This window comes from Actinopolymorpha sp. NPDC004070, assembly GCF_040610475.1.
Taxonomy (GTDB): Bacteria; Actinomycetota; Actinomycetes; order Propionibacteriales; family Actinopolymorphaceae; genus Actinopolymorpha.
This window is the reverse complement of the sequence record NZ_JBEXMJ010000003.1, coordinates 245,377-267,244: the sequence shown is the minus strand read 5'-3', so window position 1 is coordinate 267,244 and position 21,868 is coordinate 245,377. Positions and strand designations below refer to the sequence as shown.

The following is a 21,868-nucleotide window of genomic DNA, read 5'->3' as shown; positions in this document are numbered from 1 at the left end:
GATCCGGACCAGTGCCGGACATCCGGTCCGACCTTCCGATCGCCCCGGACCTACCCGCAGGCGCCCGTACGGTGGAGAGGAAGCCACCTGCCCCAAGCCACTCGACAAGGCGATCCACGCAGGACGGAGATCCCCATGGCCGTACGCAATCTGTTCCACAAGGTCAGCGTCGCGCCGACCACCCAGCACGTGCGGATCGAGCGCGGCGGCCAGGTCGTCGCGGAGACCGACCGGGCCCTGGTGCTGACCGAGACCGGTCTGGACGACCGTCTCTACCTGCCCACCGAGGACGTGCGGATGGACCTGATGGCGGCCACCGACTCCCACACGACCTGCCCCTTCAAGGGGGTCGCGTCGTACTGGGCGTTCGCCGACGACGAGTCGGCCAGGGACGTGGCGTGGGCCTATCCCGACCCCAAGGAGGACGTGGCGCAGATCAGGGACCACCTGTCGTTCTACGGCGAGGCGGTCGAGACCTACGTCGACGGGGTACGCCGGTAGCCGGAGTACGCCGGCACGACCCCGTCCGTTCAGCTTCCGGCCGTCGGCCGGCCGTCACGGACGCCTAGCGTCGCGATCGGTGTCACCCCGATCCGACCTGGAGGCGCCCGGATGAATCCCCTCTCGTCCCTGCTGCCGCGGCAGTTCTCCCGGGCGCCGCAGCCCGACTCCGCCGGTGACGGCACGTTCGTACTCCCCCTGGAGTGGTCCCGGGGCCGAAGCTGCCACCGCGGCGCCGGGCAGGGCCTGATGGTGGCGGGACGCGAGGCGGTCGACGCCTCCACCGGGACCCCGACCAACCTGTGCGAACTGTCGGTGGTGGCGGTCCGGCGGACCGGCTCCGGAGAGCCCTGGCAGGAGGTCGCCTCCGGCGGCCGCGCGTACGACCGCCGGTTCACCGAGACGGCGCCGTTCGTCCTCACCGGGCCGGCCGCCGGGCACCGCCTGCTGCGGACCGTCGCGGACCCCTCCGGCCGCCGCGTCCTGGGCACGTCGGCCCGTGCGTGCCTGGCCGTCACGCCGTGGGGTACGACGCTGCACGGTGAGCGGACCCTGCGCCCGAGCGCCGACCAGAGCGTCCGACGGGACCCGCACGAGGCCAACCGGTTCGGCTGGCTGGTCGAACTCGACCCCTACGACCCGGACGCGACGCCGCGCAAGCGCACCATGCCGGGACGGTTCGAGCGCGAGCGGATGGCGATCTCGCTCACCTCCGACGGGCGGGTCGCGATCGACATGGTCGGTGTGGGGGGCGCGGCCGGGACGGGCGCTGCCGAGCCGGGCGCCGCGCGGTACCGGTTCGTCTCCCGCGACCGGGTACGCCCGGGCACCACCGCCGCCGAGCACCGCCACAACATGGGCCTGCTCGACCACGGCACCTTGTACGCCGCGGGTGGTCCCGGTCGTACGGAAGGCTGGGTCCGGCTGTGCGACGACGAGCAGTCGTACGTGCCCGGCCGGTCGGTCACCGAGGTGCTGCTCGCTCCACGGTCGTCGGACCGGGCGGACGACGCGCTGCCGCTACTGTGACGGGATGACCGTTGCCGGGTTGCTGCTCGCTGCCGGTGAGGGGCGTCGGTTCGGCCGCCCCAAGGCGCTGGCCGACCTGGGCGGGCGACTGCTCGTCGAGCGCGGCCTGGACACGCTGGCCGCCGGCGGCTGCGCTCCGGTCCACGTGGTCCTGGGCGCGGCCCTCGACGAGGTGCTCGCCACCGCCGACCTGACCGGCGCGACTGTCGTACCCAACCCGGACTGGCGGGCCGGCCTGGCCTCGTCCCTGCGGGCCGGCCTCGCCTCGTTGCCACCGGACGTGGACGCCGTCGTCGTCGCCCTGGTGGACCAGCCGCTGGTCACCCCCGAGGTGGTCCGCCGGCTGCGGCAGGCGTACGACAGCGGAGCAGTCGCGGCGGTCGCGACGTACGAGGAAAAGCCGCGCAACCCGGTCCTGCTCGCCCGGACGACCTGGGCCGGCGTCGCCGCGCAGGCATCCGGCGACATCGGCGCCCGGGCCTACCTGCGCAGCCACGCCGACGTCACCACCGCGGTCCCCTGCGACGACGCGGGTGCGCCCGACGACGTGGACACCCCCGAGGACCTGGCCACGCTGCGGCGACGACTGCTGGCCCAGCGTCAACCCTGACCAGGTCCTGGAGTCCGACCGTGCCAAATCGGTCCAACCACTCCTACACTGGGCCGCCGTGCGAAACCATCCAGGCGGAAAACACGCGGTGTTCGTGGACGACTCCGGACGCCGGCGTCGTCGTGTCCGCACGGCTGGGCTGATCCTCGGCGGAGTCGTGGTGGTCTCGCTGGCCCTGTTGTGCATCAGTCTGGTGAGCGGGTCCGGGCTGCCGTCGACGCCGTGGAGCCTCGGCCGGCCCGCCTCCGTACCGGAGCAGAAGGCGAAGCCCACACCGTCCCCCTCGACGAGTTCGCGGATCTCCGAGCGCACCCGGAATGCGCGGACCCCCACGCCGGACGCGCGCCCCACCCGGGCCACCCGTACGGCCTCGCCGGTCCCGACGGCGGCCCGGCGAAGCCCGGCCCCCGCACCCACGCCCACCGTGACGAGGGCACCCACCACGCGGCCCGGACCGACCCCGACGCCCACCCGCACGTCCGCGCCCACACCGACCCCCACGCCTACCTCGGCGCCTCGCCGCAGCACCACCCCGACCGCGAAGCCGGAACCGCGCGGGCGAGCGTCGCACTCGCCCACCCCGACCCCCCGGCCGAAGCCGTAGCCCCACCGACATGGCCAGGCACCTCCGGATCCGCGAACCCCGCCACCACTGGCTGCTGGTCGGACTGCTGCTGGCCACGCTGGTCGGCGTCCTGCTGGTGCAGGGGTACGTCCAGCGCAGTTGGACCGACCTCACCGACGCGCCCCGGACGACCGGCGCGGGTGAGCGGGCTCCCCGCGAGGTCCTGGCGGACGGACGGCCGGTCCTCGACCTCAGCGGCGACCGTCCGACCACCGCCGCGATGCCGGACCGCACCGTCGCCCTCACCTTCGACGACGGGCCGGACCCGCGATGGACGCCGCGGATCCTGGAGGTTCTGCGGCGCCACCATGCCAGGGCGACGTTCTTCGTCCTCGGCTCCAAGGTCGCCGCCCATCCCCCGCTGGCCCGGCGGATCGTTGCCGAGGGGCACGAGATCGGCTCGCACACCTACACCCACGTCGACCTCGCCCGTACGCCCACCTGGCAACGCGGGCTGGAGCTCGGCCTGACCCAGAAGGCGCTCGCCGGCGCCCTCGGCCTGCACACACACCTGCTGCGGCCGCCGTACTCCGCCAAGCCGTCCGAACTCACCGCCGCCGACTACGCCGCGGCGCGCGACGCCGGTCGCGCCGGCTACCTCGTGGTGCTCGCCGACCACGACACCAAGGACTGGTCCGGCCTGACCGAGAAGCAGATCGTGGCGAGGGCGATGCCGTCCGGGCAGCGCGGTGCCGTCGTCCTGATGCACGACGGTGGCGGCGACCGGTCCACCACCGTCGCTGCCCTGGACCGGCTGCTGACCCGTCTGGACGACCGCGGATACCGCGCCACCACGGTCTCGGACGCGCTGCGGCTTCGGCACACGACCGTGCCGGTGAGCCTTCCGGAACGGATCGCGGGACGTACCGTCGTCGCCGCGCAACAGGTCGGCCGGATCGCCGCGGTCGGGCTCACGTACGCGCTCGCCGCCGCCGGGGTGCTCACGGTGGCGCGGGTGGTGATCCTGGCCGCCATCGCCCGGCTGCACGTGGGCCGGACCCGCCGCAGCCGCCGGCGGCGACGGCCGGAGAACGAGCCGGAGTGGTACTACCCGCCGGTCTCGGTCGTCGTGCCCGCGTACAACGAGGCGGCCGGCATCGCCGCGACCGTCGGCTCGCTCGTACGGACCACCTACCCCGGCCCGGTCGAGGTGATCGTGGTGGACGACGGCTCGACCGACGACACTGCCCGGATCGCCCGCGAGCTCGACCTGCCCGGGGTGACCGTCCTGTCCCAGGCCAACGCCGGCAAGCCGGCCGCGCTCAACACCGGCATCGCCTACGCCCGGCACGAGCTCCTGGTCCTGGTCGACGGCGACACGGTGTTCCAGCCGGACACCATCGCCCACCTGGTCGCACCGTTCGCCAATCCCACCGTCGGCGCGGTCAGCGGCAACACCAAGGTGGGCAACGCCGGCGGCATCCTGGGCCGCTGGCAGCACATCGAGTACGTCATCGGCTTCAACCTCGACCGGCGGATGTACGACGTTCTGGAGTGCATGCCGACCGTGCCGGGCGCGATCGGTGCCTTCCGGCGGCAGGCCCTGGCCGACGCGGCCGGCCCCGAGGGGCCTGGCAGCACGTACGCGATGGCCGGTCCGGTGAGCGTCGACACCCTGGCCGAGGACACCGACCTGACGATGGCGGTCTGCCGGGCCGGCTGGCGCGTGGTCTACGAGGAGTCCGCGCTGGCCTGGACGGAGGCGCCCAGCTCGCTGCGGCAGCTGTGGCGGCAGCGGTACCGCTGGTGCTACGGCACGTTGCAGTCGATGTGGAAGCACCGGCACGCGCTGGTCGAACGCGGCCCGTCCGGGCGGTTCGGCCGCCGGGCGCTTCCCTACCTCGCCGTCTTCCAGGTCGCGCTACCGCTGCTGGCGCCCGGGGTCGACATCTTCGCGCTGTACGGCCTGATCTTCGGGGAGCCGGCGCGGGTGATCGGGGTCTGGTCGGCGTTCGTGGCGGTGCAGGCCCTGGTGGGGGCGTACGCGCTCCACCTGGACGGTGAACGCCTCACGCCACTGTGGACGCTGCCGCTGCAGCAGTTCGTCTACCGCCAGCTGATGTACCTCGTGGTGATCCAGTCGGTGGTCACGGCGGTCGCGGGAGCGCCACTGCGCTGGCACGCGATCCGGCGGGAAGGTACGTTCGCGCGGCGTGACCCGGCCTCGGCGGTGTGAACCCCCCGCCGAGGCACGCGTTCGAGGCTGCTCAGCCAGTACGCGAGACCACGAGGTCGCACAGCCCGGCCAGCGCGTCCCGGGCGGGAATGTCGGGCAGGTAGCGCAGCGTCGCGCGGGCCTCGTCGGCCCACTGCTGCACGATCGCCCGCGCCTGGTCCATCGCCGGGTGCGCTCGCAGCAGGGACAGCGCCTCGGCATGCCGGGCGTCCTCGGGCAGCGGGCCGGACAACAGCTCCAGCAGCCCGGCGTCGGCCGGGTCGGTGGAACGCCGCGCCAGCAGCACCGGCAGCGTCGGGATGCCCTCGCGCAGGTCGGTGCCGGGCGTCTTGCCGGACTGGTCGGCGTCGCTGGCGATGTCGAGGACGTCGTCGGAGAGCTGGAACGCGATCCCGATCTTCTCGCCGTACTCCGTCATCACGCGTTCGATGTCACCCGGGGCGCCGGCGACCTTGGCCCCGAGCCGCGCCGAGGTGGCGATCAGCGAGCCGGTCTTGTCGGCCAGCACGGCGAGGTAGTGGTCGAGCTGGTCCTCGTCCTCGGTCGGCCCGAGCGTCTCCCGGATCTGCCCCTCGACCAGCCGGGCGAACGTCTGCGACTGGATGCGGACCGCCTCCAGGCCGAGGTCGACCATCCGGTCCGAGGCCCGGGCGAAAAGGTAGTCGCCGGTGAGGATCGCGACGGTGTTGTCCCACCGGGCGTTCGCGCTGGGGGCTCCGCGGCGCAGCGCCGCCTCGTCCATCACGTCGTCGTGGTGCAGGGTCGCCAGGTGGATCAGCTCCAGCGCGGTGGCCACCGCCACGACGTCACCCGAAGCCGAGGACGGCTTCCCGAACTCCGCGCCCAGCACCACCAGCAGCGGCCGGAACCGCTTGCCGCCGGCGTGGATCAGGTGCTGGGCCGCCTCGGTGACGAAGTCGAACTCGCTGGCCGCCACCCGGTCGAGCTCGTCCTCCACCTCGGCCAGTCGGCGGCGTACCCGAAGGTCGAGGTCGCCCTCGACCGAAGGCAACGTGAGACCGGCCATGCTCATCGACGTCCCCTCCCTCCGGGTGTCGCACTGCTCCAGGCAGAGCGGGTCGGCGCGGTGCTCAGCCCACCAGGTGGGCGGCACGCGCCGCGAGGTCCAGCAGCGGGCCGGGCAGCAGGCCGAGCACGACCGTGGCCGCGACACCGACCGCCACCGCCACGGACGTGAAGATGCTGGGCACCGCGATGGTCGGCCCCTCGGCGGCCGGCGCGGAGAAGAACATCACCACGATCACCCGGACGTAGAAGAACGCGGCCACGACGCTGGCCAGCACGCCGATCACGACCAGCGGCCACGCACCACCCTGCCACGCAGCGCTGAACACTGCCCACTTACCCATGAAACCGCTGGTCAGCGGGATCCCGGCGAACGCGAGCAGGAACAGCGCCATAGCACCGGCCAGCAGCGGGGACCGCCGGCCGAGCCCGGCCCAGCGGGAGAGGTGCGTCGCCTCGCCGCTCGCGTCGCGGACCAGGGTCACCAGGCCGAACGCGCCGATCGTGGCGAAGCCGTACGCGGCGAGGTAGAAGAGCACGCCGGACAGGTTGGCCGAGATCGCCTCGCGCACCCCGACGAACCCGACCAGCAGGAAGCCGGCGTGGGCGATCGAGGAGTACGCCAGCATCCGCTTGATGTCCGTCTGGGTGAGGGCCAGCACTGCGCCGACCGCCATGGTGAGGATGGCGACCACCCAGATCATCGGCTGCCAGTCCCAGCGGGCGGCACCGAGAGCGACGTAGAACAGCCGCAGCAGGGCACCGAACGCGGCGATCTTGGTGCAGGCCGCCATGAACGCGGTGATCGCCGTCGGCGCGCCCTGGTAGACGTCCGGCGTCCACATGTGGAACGGCGCCGCGCCGATCTTGAACAACAGCCCCACCGCGACGAGCGCGGTGCCGGCGAGCAGCAGGCCGTCGGTGCCGACCTTGGCGCCCACCGCGGTGGCGATGCCGGCGAAGCTGATCGTGCCGGCGAAGCCGTACAGCATGGCCATGCCGTAGAGGAAGAACGCCGAGGCGAACGCGCCGAGCAGGAAGTACTTCATCGCGGCTTCCTGCGACAGCAGCCGGCGCCGGCGGGCCAGCCCGCACAGCAGGTACAGCGGCAGCGACAGCACCTCGAGCGCGACGAACATCGTCAACAGGTCGTTGGCGGCCGGGAACAACAGCATGCCGCTGACCGCGAACAGGAAGAGCGGGAACACCTCGGTCTGCTCCAGCCGGCGGCCCAGCGACTCCCGCTCGGCCTCCGTCCCGGGCAGCGCCGAGGCCTGCGCGGCGAACGCGGTCACGCCGCCGTCGACGGCACGCTCGGCCAGCAGCAGCACCGAGATGATCGCCATCACCAGCACTGTGCCCCACAGGAACAGCGTGAAGCCGTCGACCGCGACCGCACCCTCGGCGGCCACCTGCGACGTGCCGGCCAGCCCGATGGTCGTCGCCAGCGCGGCGACCAGGGCGAGCAGTGTCACCGTCACCTGGGCGGGGTAGCGCAGCCGGCGTGGAAGGAACGCCTCGATGAGAACGCCGACGATCGCCACGCCGAAGATGATGAGCAGCGGCGCGATCTTGGCGTACTCGATCGTCGGGCTCTTGAACTCCTGGGCCAGGATGATCGGAGTCACTTCGTACCTTCCGAAGGAGCCGTGACGGGGACCTTGGGTGCCGGATCGGTGACACCGACCCGCTTCATCGTCGCGTCGACGGCGGGTGAGATGACATCGAGCGCCGGCTTGGGGAACACCCCGAGCGCGATGATCAGGACGACCAGCGGAGCGATCGCGAGTTTCTCCCGGCCACGCAGGTCGGGCATCTTCGCCACCGCCGCGGCGGTCGGGCCGGTCATCGTGCGCTGGAAGAGGATCAGCATGTACAGCGCAGCCAGGATGATGCTGCAGGTGGCGATGATCGCCGCCACCTCGTACCGCTTGAACGTGCCCGCCAGCGCCAGGAACTCACTGACGAACGGCGCCAGCCCGGGCAGCGCGAGCCCGGACAGGGCGGCGAACAGGAACGTGCCGGACAGCACCGGCGCCACCTTGTCCACCCCGCCGAAGTCGGCGATCCGCGACGAGCCGCGCCGGCTGATGAGGTAGCCGCCGACCAGGAACAGCGCCGCCGTGGACAACCCGTGGTTGAGCATGTAGAGCGTCGCGCCGGTCTGGCCCTGGCTGGTCATCGCGAAGATGCCGAGCACGATCACACCGAAGTGGGAGACCGAGCTGTAGGCGATCACCGTCTTGATGTCCCGCTGCCCGATCGCGAGGACCGCGCCGTAGATCACGCTGATCACGGCCAGCACGATGATCGCCGGGGTGGCCCACTGCGAGGCCTCCGGGAACAGCTGGAGGCACAGCCGGATCATCCCGAACGTGCCGATCTTGTCCAGGATCGACACCAGCAGCACCGAGGTGCCGGGGGTCGCCTCCCGGGCGGCGTCGGGCAGCCAGGTGTGCACCGGCCACATCGGCGCCTTGATCGCGAACGCGATGAAGAAGCCGGCGAACAGCCACTTCTGGGTGGCCGGGTCGATGTTCAGCTCGGTCAGCGAGTGCAGCAGGAACGACGGGTTGCCCTTGCTCTGCGACGCCGACAGGGCGTACAGGCCGACCACCGAGGCCAGCATGAGCAGACCGCCGACAAGGCTGTAGATCAGGAACTTCACCGCGGCGTAGCTGCGGCGCGGGCCGCCGAACCGGCCGATCAGGAAGTAGATCGGGATCAGCGTGGCCTCGAACAGCACGTAGAACAAGAACACGTCGGTGGCCGCGAACACCCCGAGTGCCAGCGTCTCCAGCGCCAGCATCAGCGCGAAGAACGTCTTCACCCCGCCCTGCCGCTGCTGCTGATCCGACTTGTCCGCGTCGGTGGGCTGACCGGTCGCGTCGACCGCCGCGCCCGCCGCCCGGGCCGGTGCGTCCGCGTCGTTCCACGACGCCAGGATCACCACCGGCGTGAGCAGCGCGGTGAGCAGGAACAGCACCAGGCCGATGCCGTCCAGGCCGAGGGCGTAGTGGACGCCGAACTGCGGGATCCAGCTGTGCTGCTCGGCGAACTGGAACCGACCCCCGCTCGAGCGCGCCGGGTCGAACCGCACCGCCATCACCACGGCGAGCACGAGCGCGACCGTGGAGAAGGCGAGCGCGGTCTGCTTCGCCAGCAGGTCGCGCCCCTTCGGGAGCAGCGCCACCACGAGCGCCCCGACGGCGGGGAGCACGCCGATGACGGTCAGCCAAGGGAAGTTGTTCACGACAGCCTCACCAACAGCATGGACACGACGACGAGGGCGGCGCCCCCGATCATGACGAGTGCGTACGAACGGACGAAGCCGGTCTGGACCCGCCGGACCCGGCCGGACACGCCACCGAAGAAGGCGGCGAGGCCGTTGACCACGCCGTCGACCCCGCGGTTGTCGAAGCCGACCAGCCCGCGGGTCACCTCCTGACCGGGACGCATGAGGACGACCTCGTTGAAGGCGTCGCCGTACAGGTCCCGGCGCGCCGCGGTGGTGATCGGCGACACCTTGGTCGGTGCGACGGTCGGCACCTCCCGGCGCGCCACGAACAGCCAGGCGACCGCGATGCCGAGCAGCACCACCAGCAGGGTGACGATGGTCAGCAGGATCAGCGGGAAGGGCAGGTGTGCTTCCTTCTCACCGACCACCGGCTCCAGCCACTTGACGATGCCGCCGCCGACGTAGGCCAGGCCGGCACCTCCCACGAGGCTGAGGAACGCCAGCAGGATCAGCGGGACGGTCATCACCAACGGCGACTCGTGCGGGTGCGCGTCCTTGGGCCAGCGCTTGTGACCGAGGAACGTCATGTACACCAGCCGGGTCATGTAGAACGCGGTCACGCCGGCGCCGAGCAGTGCGCACAGGCCGATCCAGAAGTTCGAGGCGAACGCCACCTCGATGATCTTGTCCTTGCTGAAGAACCCGGCGAACGGCGGGATGCCGATGATCGCGAGGTAGCCCACGAAGAACGTGCCGAAGGTGATCGGCATGACCTTGCGCAGCGCGCCGTACCGGCGCATGTTGACCTCGTCGTTCATGCCGTGCATCACCGAGCCGGCGCCGAGGAACATGTCGGCCTTGAAGAACCCGTGCGTCAGCAGGTGGAAGATCGCGAAGGCGTACCCCACCGGCCCGAGCCCGGCGGCCAGCATCATGTAGCCGATCTGGCTCATGGTGGAGCCGGCCAGCACCTTCTTGATGTCGTCCTTGGCGCAACCGATGATCGCACCCATCAGCAGCGTGATCGTGCCGACGGTCACCACCGCGGTCTGGGCGACCGGCGCCTGGTCGAAGATCGCGTTGGAGCGGGTGACGAGGTAGACCCCCGCGGTCACCATCGTCGCCGCGTGGATCAGCGCCGACACCGGGGTCGGGCCCTCCATCGCGTCCAGCAGCCAGGACTGCAGCGGGAACTGCGCGGACTTACCGCACGCACCGAGCAGGAGCAAGAACCCCAGCGCGGTGGCGATGCCGGTCCCGGCAGCACCCACGTGGGAGAAGACACCGGCGAAGGAGGAGGTGCCGAACGTCGCCAGCATCAGCATCACCGCCAGCGACAGGCCGACGTCACCGACGCGGTTGACGACGAACGCCTTCTTCGCCGCCGTGGCCGCGGAGTGCTTGTGCTGCCAGAAGCCGATCAGGAGGTACGACGCGAGGCCGACACCCTCCCAGCCGATGAAGACCACGAGGAAGTCGTTGGCCAGCACCAGCAGCAGCATCGCCGAGACGAACAGGTTGAGGTATCCGAAGAACCTCTTCCGCCGCTCGTCGTGGGCCATGTAGCCGAGGGAGTAGATGTGGATGATGCTGCCGACACCGGTGATCAGCAGCACGAAGCACACCGACAGCTGGTCCAGCAGCAGCCCCGCCTCGACGTGGTAGCCAGGCAGCGGGATGTACGTGTAGAGCTGCTGGGCCACCGCCCGGTCCTCCGGGCCGCGGCCGACCATGGAGAAGAACATGATCGCGCCGAGCACGAACGACGCGATCGGTGCCGCGCAGCCGAGGAGATGTCCCCAGGCGTTGCCGGCGCGTCCCGAAAGCAGGATCACCGCTGCCGAGACCGCCGGGATGGCGACGATCAGCCACAGCAGCGAGAAGACGCCGCTCGCGTGGGCCGCTTGCTCGCCGGCCAGCGCCAGGGCGCTCACAGGGGTGGTCACGTGGGTCTCGCCTCTCGGATCAGAACGGGCCGATTGGGGCTGGCATCAGGTGTCGGCCGCATCAGAACTTCAGCAGGCTCGCGTCGTCGACCGAGGCCGAGCGACGGGTCCGGAAGATGGTCATCAGGATCGCCAGACCGACGACGACCTCGGCCGCCGCCACCACCATCACGAAGAACGCCACGACCTGCCCGTCGAGGTTGCCGACCTGGCGGGCGAAGGCCACGAACGCCAGGTTGCCGGCGTTCAGCATCAGCTCGACGCACATGAACACGACGATCGCGTTGCGGCGTACGAGCACACCGAGCGCACCGACCGTGAACAGCAGCGCCGACAGCACGATGTAGGGACCGGCGGTCATGCGTCACCTCCGTTGTTGCCGCCACGGGAGGAACCGCCTTCGGGAGAACCGCCCTCGTGGGAGCCGGCCGTGCCGTTGCCGGCCGCGTCGCGGCCGGTGCCGGAGCCGTTGTGCGCCGAGCCCACGTAGTCGGTGCCGTTCGCCGCGGCGGCCGTGCCGTCGGCCGGGCGGCCGTCGGCACCGCGGGTCGCACGGGGCTGCGGCTTGCCGGTGTACGGCTCGAGGCCGGGCACCTGGTTGGCGTAGCGCTCGGGGTCGCGGACCGTGCCCCGGGCGATGAGCACCCGGGAGACCGAGGACTCCGCCGCGGTCCCGTCGGGCAGAAGCGCCGGGGTGTCGACCGCGTTGTGCCGGGCGAACGTGCCGGGAGCCGGGTGCTGACCGGGGTGGCGGCCCTGGTCGGCGTACGCCCGGAACCGCTGCTCGGCCAACTGCTTCTGGGTCACCTTCTCGGTGAGCCGCTCGCGGTGGGCGAGGATCATCGCGCCGACGGCGGCGGTGATCAGCAGGGCGCTGGTGACCTCGAACGCGAAGACGTACTTGGAGAACAGCAGCGACGCGAGGCCCGGGACGTTGCCGTCCGGCGTGGCCGCGGCCAGGCCGACCGGCTTGCCCAGGGTGACCTGGCCGAGCGCGACCAGGATCAGGATGCCGAACAGCAGGGCACCGCCGATCGCCATCCACCGCTGACCGCGCAGTGTCTCCACCACCGAGTCCGACGCGTCGACGCCGACCAGCATCAGGACGAAGAGGAACAGCATCAGGATGGCGCCGGTGTAGACGATCACCTGGACGGCGAACAGGAAGGGCGCGTCCAGGCTGGCGTACATGATGGCGAGGCACATCATCACCGCCGCCAGAAGCAACGCGCTGTGCACCGCCTTCCGGGCGAGCACCATGCCCAGGGCGGCGAGCACCGCGATCGGTGCCAGCACCCAGAAGGTCGCGGTCATGAGTGCGCTGCCTCGCTCTCCACGTTCGTGCCGTTCGCGCCGTTCGTGCCTGTTTCAGACCCGCCCCGGCGGGACCAGCCGGGCAGACCGGCGCCCATGTAGTAGTCCTTCTCGTCGTCACCGAGCCGCATCTCGTGCGGCGGCTCCTCCATGCCGGGCAGGAGCGGCGCGAGCAGGTCCTTCTTCTCGTAGATCAGGTCCGCGCGGTTGTCGTCGGCGAGCTCGTACTCGTTGGTCATCGTGAGCGCCCGGGTGGGGCACGCCTCGATGCACAGCCCGCAGAGGATGCAGCGCAGGTAGTTGATCTGGTAGACGCGGCCGTACCGCTCACCGGGCGAGAACCGCTCGCCCTCGGTGTTGTCCGCGCCCTCGACGTAGATCGCGTCGGCCGGGCAGGCCCACGCGCACAGCTCACAGCCGACGCACTTCTCCAGCCCGTCCGGGTGGCGGTTGAGCTGGTGCCGGCCGTGGAACCGCGGCGCGGTGGGCTTCTTCTCGAAGGGGTACTGCTCGGTGAAGACCTTCCGGAACATCGTCGTGAAGGTCACCCCGAACCCTGCGATCGGGTCCCAGAGCTGCTGCTTGAGACTAGCCACGGGAGTCCTCCTGGCCTGCGCTGTCTGTCGATCGGCCGGCGGTGCCCGAACCGCCTGCCCCGGTCTCACGGGCGCCCGCGGCGGCGGACACCGCCACTGCGGCGGGTTGCAGACCGGGCACCTTCTGTCCGGGCATCGGCGGGACAGGGTATCCACCGACGAACGGGTCGAACTCCGCCCGGTCCGCTTCCTCCCTCGCGGCCTCCTCCGCCTGCTCCTTGCGGGCCGCCCTCGCGTCGTAGACGAAGGACAGGGCCAGGACCACGAGGATGACCGCCCCGATGCCGTAGAAGAACTGACGCTGGTACCCCGCGCTCAGGGTGGCCCGGGCGGTCGCCACGAAGACCGTCCACACCAGCGCGATCGGGATCAGGAACTTCCAGCCCAGCCGCATGAACTGGTCGTAGCGGAGCCGCGGCAGGGTCCCCCGCAGCCAGATGAACACGAACATGAAGACGAGCACCTTGCCGATGAACCACACGAACGGCAGCCAGCCCTCGTTGGCGCCCGACCACAGCGACAGCGGCCACGGAGCCCGCCAGCCGCCGAGGAACAGCGTGGTGGCCAGGGCGGAGACCGTCACCATGTTGACGTACTCGGCGAGGAAGAACAGGAGGTACTTCATCGAGGCGTACTCGGTGGCGAAGCCCGCCACCAGCTCACCCTCGGCCTCCGGCAGGTCGAACGGCGCCCGGTTGGTCTCGCCCACCATCGACACGAGGTAGATGAGGAACGACGGGAGCAGCACGATGGCGTACCAGCTGGGCAGCTGGATCGTCAGCCCGAAGATGTGCGCCGCGCTGCCGTGTGCCTGCGCGGCGACGATCTCCGAGGTCGACATCGAGCCGGAGTAGAGGAACACCGCGACGAACGCGAGCCCCATCGCGACCTCGTAGGAGATCATCTGCGCCGACGAGCGAAGACCACCCAGCAGCGGGTACGTCGAGCCGGAGGACCAGCCGCCGAGCACGATGCCGTAGATGCCGAGCGAGGCCACCGCGAGCACCAGCAGTACCCCGACCGGAAGGTCGGTCAGCTGCAGCGGCGTGCGGTGCCCGAAGATGCTCACCTCGGGCCCGAGCGGGATGACCGAGAACGCCGTGAACGCCATCGCCGCGGAGATCACCGGCGCCATGACGTAGATCACGGTGTCGACGTTCTTCGGCTTGATGGTCTCCTTCAGCGACAGCTTGACGCCGTCGGCGAGGCTCTGCAGCAGACCGAAGGGGCCGTGCACCTTGGGGCCGGTGCGGTGCTGCATCCGGGCCACGACCTTGCGCTCGAACCACACGTTGAAGATCGTGAACACCAGCAGCAGCACCGTGATGCCGACCGCCTTGATGAGGACGATCCACCACGGGTCCTTGCCGAACGCCGCCAGCTCACCGGCGGCGAGTGGCAGCACAGCGGTGGTCATGCCGTACCTCCCTGACTGGCGGTCGAGCCGGCGGCCGACCCGTTCGGAGACTCGTTCGCTACCTGTGGCGCCCGCTCGGCCCGGGCGACGTCCACGAGCGCGCCGGCGTCGGCGCCGAGCGTGTCGTACACATGCGAGCCCTTGGAGTGGGTCGGGACCCACACCACCTGGTCGGGCAGGTCGGCCACCTCGACCGGCAGGTGCAGCCGGCCGTGTGCCGTGGAGACCACCACCGGGTCGCCCTCGACGACACCCAGCGCAGTCGCGGTCGTCGCGGACAGGCGCGCCCGCACCGGGCGGGCGGTGTCGGCGAGGTACGGCTCCCCGGTCAGCAGGGCGCCGTCGTCGATCAGCTGGGGCCAGGTCGCGAGGACCGCCTCACCCGCGCTCGGCTGGGCAGGCTCCGGTGCGGGCAGCCGCGGCGGCACCGCGCGGGTGCCGTCCCAGGCGCCCAGCTCGGCGAGCTCCGCGCGGGCGCCCTCGACGGTGGTGAAACCGAGCGGGGCGTCCAGCTCGTCGGCGAGGCCGGCCAGCACCCACAGGTCGGACTGGTGTCCGCTCTCCGCGAGCGCCCGCTCGAACGGGCGGGCACGGCCCTCCCAGTCGACGAACGAACCGGCCTTCTCGGCCACCGCGGCGACCGGGAACACCACGTCGGCGTACTTCGTGACCTCGCTCGGGGACAGCTCCAGGCTGACCACGAACCCGGCGCGCTCCAGCCCGGCGCGAGCGGCGGCCGGGTCGGGCAGGTCGTCGATCTCCACACCGCCGACCACCAGCGCACCCAGCTCGCCCTCGGCGGCCTCGGTGAGCATGGTCGAAGCGTCCCGGCCGGGCTCGATCGGCAGCTCGCCGACGCCCCAGGCCGCGGCCACGTCGACCCGGGCGGCCGCGTCGAAGCTCGGCCGTCCACCGGGCAGCAGGTGCGGGAGGCAGCCCGCGTCCACGGCGCCGCGCTCACCGGCCCGGCGGGGAACCCAGGCCAGGCGGGCACCGGTCTCCTCCGCCAGCCGGAGTACGGCCGACAGTGCACCGGAGGACCCGGCCAGGCGGGACCCGACGAGGATCACGGCGTTCTCACCGCGCAACGCCTCGGCGGCGGCCCGTCCGGCCTCGTCCAGACCGCTGTCGGCGCCGGCCACGCCGAGGGCGTCCAGGAACTCCGCCTCCGTGCCGGGCGCGGCCCGCAGCAGCGAGCCGGACAGCTTCTCCAGGCCGGAGGTGGTGTACGGCGCCATCGCGGTGACCTTGGTGCCGCCCTTGCTGACCGCCTTGCGCAACCGCAGGAAGACGATCGGCGCCTCTTCCTCGACCTCCAGGCCGACCAGCAGGACCGCACTCGCGTGCTCCAGGTCGCGGTAGGTCACGCCGAGGCCGGTGCCGGCGACGGCGGAGCTGAGGAAGTCGGCCTCCTCGTGGGAGTGCGGCCGGGAACGGAAGTCGACGTTGTTGGTGTTCAGCGCGACCCGGGCGAACTTGGAGTACGCGTAGGCGTCCTCCAGCGTCACCCGGCCGCCGGTCAGCACACCGGTGCGCCCGCGAGCGGCGGCCAGCCCCTCGGCGGCCACCCGGAACGCCTCCGACCACGACGCCGGGCGCAGCTCACCGTCGTCCTCGTCGCGGACCAGCGGGTGCGTGAGGCGGTCGGTCGTGGCGGCGTACCGGAACGCGAACCGGCCCTTGTCGCAGATCCACTCCTCGTTGACCTCGGGGTCATCGCCTGCCAGCCGGCGCATGACCTTGCCGCGCCGGTGGTCGGTGCGGATCGAGCAGCCGTTGGAGCAGTGCTCGCAGGTGCCCGGCGTGGACACCAGGTCGAACGGGCGCGAGCGGAAGCGGTACTGGGCGCTGGTGAGCGCGCCGACCGGGCAGATCTGGATGGTGTTGCCGGAGAAGTAGCTGGAGAACGGCTCCTTCTCGTAGATGCCGACCTGCTGCAGCGCGCCGCGCTCGAGGAGCTCGATGAACGGGTCGCCGGCCACCTGCTTGGAGAAGCGGGTGCACCGCGCGCACAGGACGCAGCGCTCGCGGTCGAGCAGCACCTGGCTGGAGATGTTGATCGGCTTGGGGTAGGTGCGCTTCACCTCGGTGAAGCGGCTCTCCGGCCGGCCGTTGCTCATCGCCTGGTTCTGCAGCGGGCACTCACCGCCCTTGTCGCAGACCGGGCAGTCCAGCGGGTGGTTGATCAGCAGGAACTCCATGATTCCCTGCTGCGCCTTGTCCGCCGTACCGGACGTCAACTGGGTCTTGACGACCATGCCCTCGGCGGCCTCGATCGTGCAGGACGCCTGCGGCTTGGGGAACCCGCGGCCGTTGCCCGCGTCGGGGATGTCGACCAGGCACTGCCGGCAGGCACCCACCGGGTCCAGCAGCGGGTGGTCGCAGAACCTCGGGATCTGCACCCCGATCATCTCCGCGGCCCGGATCACCAGGGTGCCCTTCGGCACACTCACCTTGACGTCGTCGATGGTGAGCGTGACGAGGTTCTCCACCTCGGCCGACGTCTTGTCGGACGCCTGCACTGTCATACGCCAACTCCTGCGGTCGCAGTCTCGGCCCCGAACAACGTGGATGCGGCCGGGTCGAACGGGCACCCGCCGTGTTCGAAGTGCGCGACGTAATCGTCGCGGAAGAACTTGATGGACGACATGATCGGCGCGACGGCTCCGTCGGCCAGGGCGCAGAACGACCGGCCGGCGATGTTGTCGCACAGGTCGAGCAGCGTCTCCAGGTCGTCGGTGCTCCCCTCGCCCCGCTCCAGGCGTTCGAGGATCTGCACCAGCCACCAGGTGCCCTCCCGGCAGGGAGTGCACTTGCCGCACGACTCGTGCTTGTAGAACTCCGTCCACCGCAGCACCGCCCGCACCGCGCAGGTGGTGTCGTCGAACATCTGCAGAGCGCGGGTGCCGAGCATGCTGCCGGCGCCCATCATCCCCTCGTAGTCGAGCGGCACGTCGAGGTGTTCGTCGGTGAGCATCGGCGTGGAGGACCCGCCCGGCGTCCAGAACTTGAGCTTGTGCCCGGCGCGGATCCCGCCGGCCAGGTCGAGCAGCTCGCGCAGGGTGATGCCCAGCGGGCCTTCGTACTGTCCCGGCCGCTCGACGTGCCCGGACAGGGAGTAGATGACGTGGCCCTTGCTCTTCTCGGTCCCCATGCCGGCGAACCATTCCGGTCCGTTGGCGACGATTGCCGGAACCGAGGCGATGGACTCGACGTTGTTGATGACAGTGGGCGAGGCGTACAGACCCGCGACGGCCGGGAAGGGCGGCCGCAGCCGAGGCTGACCCCGACGACCCTCCAGGGAGTCGAGCAGGGCGGTCTCCTCACCACAGATGTAGGCGCCCGCGCCCGCGTGCACCACGACGTCCAGGTCGTAGCCGGTGTCGAGGATGTTGCGGCCGATGTAGCCCGCGGCGTAGGCCTCCTGCACCGCCTGCTGCAGCCGGCGGATGACGTGCAGCACCTCACCGCGGACGTAGATGAACGCCTGCCGCGCGCGAATGGCGTACGCCGAGATGATGACGCCCTCCACCAGCGTGTGCGGGCTGGCCATCATCAGCGGGATGTCCTTGCAGGTGCCCGGCTCGGACTCGTCGGCGTTGACGACGAGGTAGCGCGGCTTGTCACCGAGCGGCGGCAGGAAGCCCCACTTCATCCCGGTGGGGAAGCCCGCGCCCCCGCGGCCGCGCAGGCCGGAGTCCTTGACCATGGCCACGATCTCTTCGGGCTCGCGGCCGAACGCCTGCTTGAGCGCTTCGTACCCGCCCTGGTCGGCGTAGGCACGCATGGTCCACGAACCCTGCCGGCCCCAGTTGGCCGTGAGGACCGGCGCAAGCGGATCGGTCATCGCTGTCCCTTCTCACCGTCGGCGCTGCCGTTGCCCGAGTTGCGGGCGTCGGCGTTCTCCGCACCGCTGTCCGGCGTCTCGGGCCGGTTGCCCGGGCCCTGGCCGCCTCTGCCCACGCCGGCCTCCGCGGCCCGCGACTCGCTCTCGGCGCGGGTCGTGTCGGTCTCGGCCGCGGTCCGGGCCGCCTCGCCCGGCGTGCTCGCGCGGGTGGTCAGGTCGGGTCCGGCCGTGGCGACGTTCCCGCCGGCGGTCCAGCCGCGCTCGTGCGCCAACCGCAGCCCGGCCAGCGACGCCTCACCGGCCGACGGACCCTCGTCCGCGCGGCCGTCGGGGAAGCCGGCCAGCACCCGCTCGGCCTGCCGCCAGGTGCACACCCGCGCACCCCGGTCGGCCTCCACCTCGGCGCCGGCCCTCAGGTCGTCGACGAGCTTGCGGGCCCGGTCGGGGGTCATGTTGTCGAAGAACTCCCAGTTGACCATCACCACGGGGGCGAAGTCGCAGGCGGCGTTGCACTCGACGTGTTCGAGGGTGACCTTGCCGTCCTCGGTGGTCTCGTCGTTGCCGATCCCGAGGTGTTCCTTCAGCCCGGCCATGATCTGGTCGCCGCCCATCACCGCGCACAGCGTGTTGGTGCACACGCCGACGTGGTAGTCGCCGACCGGACGGCGCTTGTACATCGTGTAGAAGGTCGCCACAGCCGCGACCTCGGCCGCGGTGATGTCGAGGAGCTCGGCACACACCTCGATGCCCTCGGGGCTGACGAAGCCCTCCTCGCTCTGGACGAGGTGCAGCATCGGCAGCAGCGCCGACCGCGGCTGGGGGTAGCGCGCGATGATCTCCCGCATCTCCGCACGCGTCTTCTCGGTGATCAACGGTCCACTCCACCCATCACGGGGTCGATGCTCGCGACCGCGACGATGACGTCGGCCACCATGCCGCCCTCACACATGGCCGCCGCGGTCTGCAGGTTGACGAAGGACGGGTCGCGGAAGTGGGCCCGGAACGGCCGGGTCCCACCGTCGGACACCGCGTGGCAGGCCAGCTCGCCGCGGGGGGACTCCACCGCGAAGTAGGCCTGGCCGGCCGGCACCCGGAAGCCCTCGGTCACCAGCTTGAAGTGGTGGATGAGCGCTTCCATCGACTCGCCCATGATGTGCTTGATGTGGTCGAGGGAGTTGCCCAGGCCGTCGGAGCCGATCGCCAGCTGGCTGGGCCAGGCGACCTTCTTGTCGGCGACCATCACCGGGCCGGGCGTCTCCAGGCGTTCCACACACTGCTCCACGATCTTCAGGCTCTCGTGCATCTCGTCCAGCCGGATGCGGAACCGGCCGTAGGAGTCACAGGTGTCCCACGTCTTCACCTCGAAGTCGTAGGTCTCGTAACCCCAGTACGGCTGGGTCTTTCGCAGGTCCCACGGGTAACCGGTCGCCCGCAGCACCGGCCCGCTGGCGCCGAGCGCCATACAGCCGGTGAGGTCGAGGTAGCCGTTGCCGGCCAGGCGGCCCTTGAAGATGGGGTTCTCGTTGCACAGCGCGGCGTACTCGGGCAGGTGCTTGCGCATCCACACGATGTAGTCGCGGATGGCGTCCAGGGCGCCGTCGGGCAGGTCCTGGGACACCCCACCCGGCCGGATGTACGCGTGGTTCATCCGCAGGCCGGTGATCAGCTCGAACAGGTCGAGCGTCTTCTCCCGCTCGCGGAAACCGATCGTCATCACGGTGAGGGCGCCGATCTCCATGCCGCCGGTGGCGATCGCCACCAGGTGGGAGGAGATGCGGTTGAGCTCCATCATCAGGACGCGGAGGACCTTCGCCCGCTCGGGGATGTCGTCCTCGATGCCGAGGAGCTTCTCCACCGCGCCGACGTAGGCGGCCTCGTTGTAGAACGGCGAGAGATAGTCCATCCGGGTACAGAACGTGACGCCCTGCGTCCACGTCCGGTATTCCATGTTCTTCTCGATACCGGTGTGGAGATAGCCGATCCCGCACCGCATGTCCTTCACGGTCTCGCCGTCCAGCTCCAGGATCAGCCGGAGGACGCCGTGCGTGGACGGGTGCTGCGGGCCCATGTTGACCACGACGCGCTCGTCGTCGGCCTCCGCGGCTCCCTGCACCACGGAGTCCCAGTCCTGACCGGTGACGGTGAAGACCTGGCCCTCGGTGGTGTCCCGGCTGCCGGCGTACGGGTCCTGCTGCCCGGTGTGCTGGGTGTGCTGGGTGTGCTCTTGTTGCGTAGTCATCAGCTGTATGACCTCCGCTCGTCCGGAGGCGGAATGGTCGCGCCCTTGTACTCGACGGGAATGCCGCCCAACGGGTAATCCTTGCGCTGCGGGTGCCCCGGCCAGTCGTCGGGCATCTCGATCCGGGTCAGGCCCGGGTGCCCGTCGTAGACGATGCCGAAGAAGTCGTAGGTCTCGCGCTCGTGCCAGTCGGCGGTGGGGTAGACCTCGACGACCGACGGGACGTGCGGGTCGGCGTCGGGGCAGCTCACCTCGAGCCGGATCCGGCGGTTGTGGGTCATGGACAACAGGTGGTAGACGGAGTGCAGCTCGCGCCCGGTGTCGCCCGGGTAGTGCACGCCGGAGACCCCGCTGCAGAACTCGTACCGCAGTGCCGGGTCGTCGCGGAGGGTGCGCACCACACTCAGCAGGTGCGTACGCCGGACGTGGAACGTGATCTCGCCCCGGTCGACGACGACCTTCTCGATCGCCTCCTCGAACGCCGGGCCGCCGTGGTCGGGCAGCGCGGAGTCCAGCCGCTCGGCCAGCTCGTCGAACCAGCCGCCGTAGGGCGGTGCGGTCCCGCCGGGCAGCGCGACCGTGCGCACCAGCCGGCCGTAGCCGGAGGTGTCACCGGTGCCGCGCGCGCCGAAGGAACCGCGGCGTACGCCGATCACCTCCGGCGGGCTCGGCTCCCTGCGGCTCGGCAGGTTGTCCTGCGCGTCGCCGGGCTGCTGCCCGTCGGCAGGCCGTCGTTCGTCGCTCACCGGAGCAGCCCCTTCATCTGCGAGGTCGGCGCGGCCTCCAGCGCGAGGCTCTCCTGCTCCTCGAGCTGCTGCCGCTTGTGCACGCCGAGCTTCCCGGCCTGGATCTTCTCGTGCAGCTTGATGATCGCGTCCAGCAGCATCTCCGGCCGCGGCGGGCAGCCGGGCAGGTAGATGTCGACCGGGACGACGTGGTCGACGCCCTGCACGATCGCGTAGTTGTTGAACATGCCGCCGCTGGAGGCGCACACGCCCATCGCCAGCACCCACTTGGGCTCGGGCATCTGGTCATAGATCTGGCGCAGCACCGGGGCCATCTTCTGGCTCACCCGGCCGGCCACGATCATCAGGTCGGCCTGCCGCGGCGAGGCGCGGAAGACCTCCATGCCCCAGCGAGCGGTGTCGTAGCGGGGACCGCCGGTGGTCATCATTTCGATGGCGCAGCAGGCCAGGCCGAACGTGGCGGGCCACACCGACGCCTTGCGGAAGTAGCCCACGATGCCCTCGACCGTGGTCAGGGCGACCCCGGCGGGCAGCTTCTCTTCGATGCCCATGGCTCTC

The 21,868-nt window shown here is 70.9% G+C and carries 18 protein-coding genes; 4 read left to right on the top strand and 14 right to left on the bottom strand.

All coding sequences use genetic code 11. The features are described 5' to 3' along the window. Positions 1–135: 135 nt before the first annotated feature. The 4 genes from ABZV93_RS07775 (at position 136) to ABZV93_RS07760 (ending at position 4,941) form a co-directional block, all read left to right on the top strand. Complete coding sequence (locus ABZV93_RS07775) at positions 136–501, top strand: DUF427 domain-containing protein (RefSeq protein ID WP_354932125.1); 366 nt, start codon at positions 136–138, stop codon at positions 499–501. A 111-nt stretch (positions 502–612) separates the two neighbouring features. Continuing rightward, the gene (locus tag ABZV93_RS07770) at positions 613–1,530 is read left to right on the top strand and encodes an alkaline phosphatase PhoX (protein WP_354932122.1); all 918 of its coding nucleotides are present in this window, start codon (positions 613–615) and stop codon (positions 1,528–1,530) included. 4 nt (positions 1,531–1,534) lie between these two features. Further along, positions 1,535–2,140: a nucleotidyltransferase family protein gene (locus ABZV93_RS07765; protein WP_354932119.1), complete on the top strand. Its 606-nt coding sequence runs from the start codon at positions 1,535–1,537 to the stop codon at positions 2,138–2,140. Between the two features lie 614 nt (positions 2,141–2,754). After that, the gene (locus ABZV93_RS07760) at positions 2,755–4,941 is read left to right on the top strand and encodes a bifunctional polysaccharide deacetylase/glycosyltransferase family 2 protein (RefSeq protein WP_354932116.1); all 2,187 of its coding nucleotides are present in this window, start codon (positions 2,755–2,757) and stop codon (positions 4,939–4,941) included. 31 nt (positions 4,942–4,972) lie between these two features. Here ABZV93_RS07760 and ABZV93_RS07755 read toward each other — a convergent pair whose 3' ends face one another. From ABZV93_RS07755 to ABZV93_RS07690, 14 genes are all read right to left on the bottom strand, one after another. Further along, positions 4,973–5,974 (bottom strand): polyprenyl synthetase family protein, encoded by a 1,002-nt coding sequence (locus ABZV93_RS07755; protein WP_354932113.1) that lies wholly within the window; start codon positions 5,972–5,974, stop codon positions 4,973–4,975. A 58-nt stretch (positions 5,975–6,032) separates the two neighbouring features. Further along, positions 6,033–7,595, bottom strand: a complete 1,563-nt coding sequence (gene nuoN / locus ABZV93_RS07750) for an NADH-quinone oxidoreductase subunit NuoN (protein ID WP_354932110.1) — start codon at positions 7,593–7,595, stop codon at positions 6,033–6,035. Continuing rightward, complete coding sequence (locus ABZV93_RS07745) at positions 7,592–9,220, bottom strand: NADH-quinone oxidoreductase subunit M (protein WP_354932107.1); 1,629 nt, start codon at positions 9,218–9,220, stop codon at positions 7,592–7,594. The genes nuoN and ABZV93_RS07745 overlap by 4 nt, the downstream gene beginning before the upstream one ends. Continuing rightward, the gene (gene nuoL, locus ABZV93_RS07740; protein ID WP_354932575.1) at positions 9,217–11,130 is read right to left on the bottom strand and encodes an NADH-quinone oxidoreductase subunit L; all 1,914 of its coding nucleotides are present in this window, start codon (positions 11,128–11,130) and stop codon (positions 9,217–9,219) included. The genes ABZV93_RS07745 and nuoL overlap by 4 nt, the downstream gene beginning before the upstream one ends. A gap of 82 nt (positions 11,131–11,212) precedes the next feature. Then, a complete protein-coding gene (gene nuoK, locus ABZV93_RS07735) occupies positions 11,213–11,512 on the bottom strand; it encodes an NADH-quinone oxidoreductase subunit NuoK (protein ID WP_354932104.1) in 300 nt (99 codons plus the stop codon). Then, on the bottom strand, positions 11,509–12,465 hold the full coding sequence (locus ABZV93_RS07730) for an NADH-quinone oxidoreductase subunit J (protein WP_354932101.1): 957 nt from the start codon (positions 12,463–12,465) through the stop codon (positions 11,509–11,511). The genes nuoK and ABZV93_RS07730 overlap by 4 nt, the downstream gene beginning before the upstream one ends. Further along, the gene (nuoI, locus tag ABZV93_RS07725) at positions 12,462–13,061 is read right to left on the bottom strand and encodes an NADH-quinone oxidoreductase subunit NuoI (RefSeq protein WP_354932098.1); all 600 of its coding nucleotides are present in this window, start codon (positions 13,059–13,061) and stop codon (positions 12,462–12,464) included. The genes ABZV93_RS07730 and nuoI overlap by 4 nt, the downstream gene beginning before the upstream one ends. After that, on the bottom strand, positions 13,054–14,478 hold the full coding sequence (gene nuoH, locus ABZV93_RS07720; protein ID WP_354932095.1) for an NADH-quinone oxidoreductase subunit NuoH: 1,425 nt from the start codon (positions 14,476–14,478) through the stop codon (positions 13,054–13,056). Before nuoH ends, nuoI begins: the two co-directional genes overlap by 8 nt. Continuing rightward, the gene (locus ABZV93_RS07715) at positions 14,475–17,006 is read right to left on the bottom strand and encodes an NADH-quinone oxidoreductase subunit G (RefSeq protein WP_354932092.1); all 2,532 of its coding nucleotides are present in this window, start codon (positions 17,004–17,006) and stop codon (positions 14,475–14,477) included. The genes nuoH and ABZV93_RS07715 overlap by 4 nt, the downstream gene beginning before the upstream one ends. Further along, positions 17,003–18,325, bottom strand: coding sequence for an NADH-quinone oxidoreductase subunit NuoF (gene nuoF, locus ABZV93_RS07710; protein ID WP_354932089.1), 1,323 nt, complete (start codon positions 18,323–18,325; stop codon positions 17,003–17,005). Before nuoF ends, ABZV93_RS07715 begins: the two co-directional genes overlap by 4 nt. Further along, the gene (gene nuoE, locus ABZV93_RS07705; RefSeq protein ID WP_354932086.1) at positions 18,322–19,197 is read right to left on the bottom strand and encodes an NADH-quinone oxidoreductase subunit NuoE; all 876 of its coding nucleotides are present in this window, start codon (positions 19,195–19,197) and stop codon (positions 18,322–18,324) included. Before nuoE ends, nuoF begins: the two co-directional genes overlap by 4 nt. Beyond that, complete coding sequence (locus ABZV93_RS07700; RefSeq protein ID WP_354932083.1) at positions 19,194–20,564, bottom strand: NADH-quinone oxidoreductase subunit D; 1,371 nt, start codon at positions 20,562–20,564, stop codon at positions 19,194–19,196. Before ABZV93_RS07700 ends, nuoE begins: the two co-directional genes overlap by 4 nt. Then, positions 20,564–21,310, bottom strand: a complete 747-nt coding sequence (locus tag ABZV93_RS07695; protein ID WP_354932080.1) for an NADH-quinone oxidoreductase subunit C — start codon at positions 21,308–21,310, stop codon at positions 20,564–20,566. Before ABZV93_RS07695 ends, ABZV93_RS07700 begins: the two co-directional genes overlap by 1 nt. Continuing rightward, positions 21,307–21,861 carry an NADH-quinone oxidoreductase subunit B family protein gene (locus ABZV93_RS07690; protein ID WP_354932077.1) on the bottom strand — a complete coding sequence of 185 codons (555 nt, stop codon included), beginning with the start codon at positions 21,859–21,861 and terminating at the stop codon, positions 21,307–21,309. Before ABZV93_RS07690 ends, ABZV93_RS07695 begins: the two co-directional genes overlap by 4 nt. Positions 21,862–21,868 lie beyond the last annotated feature (7 nt).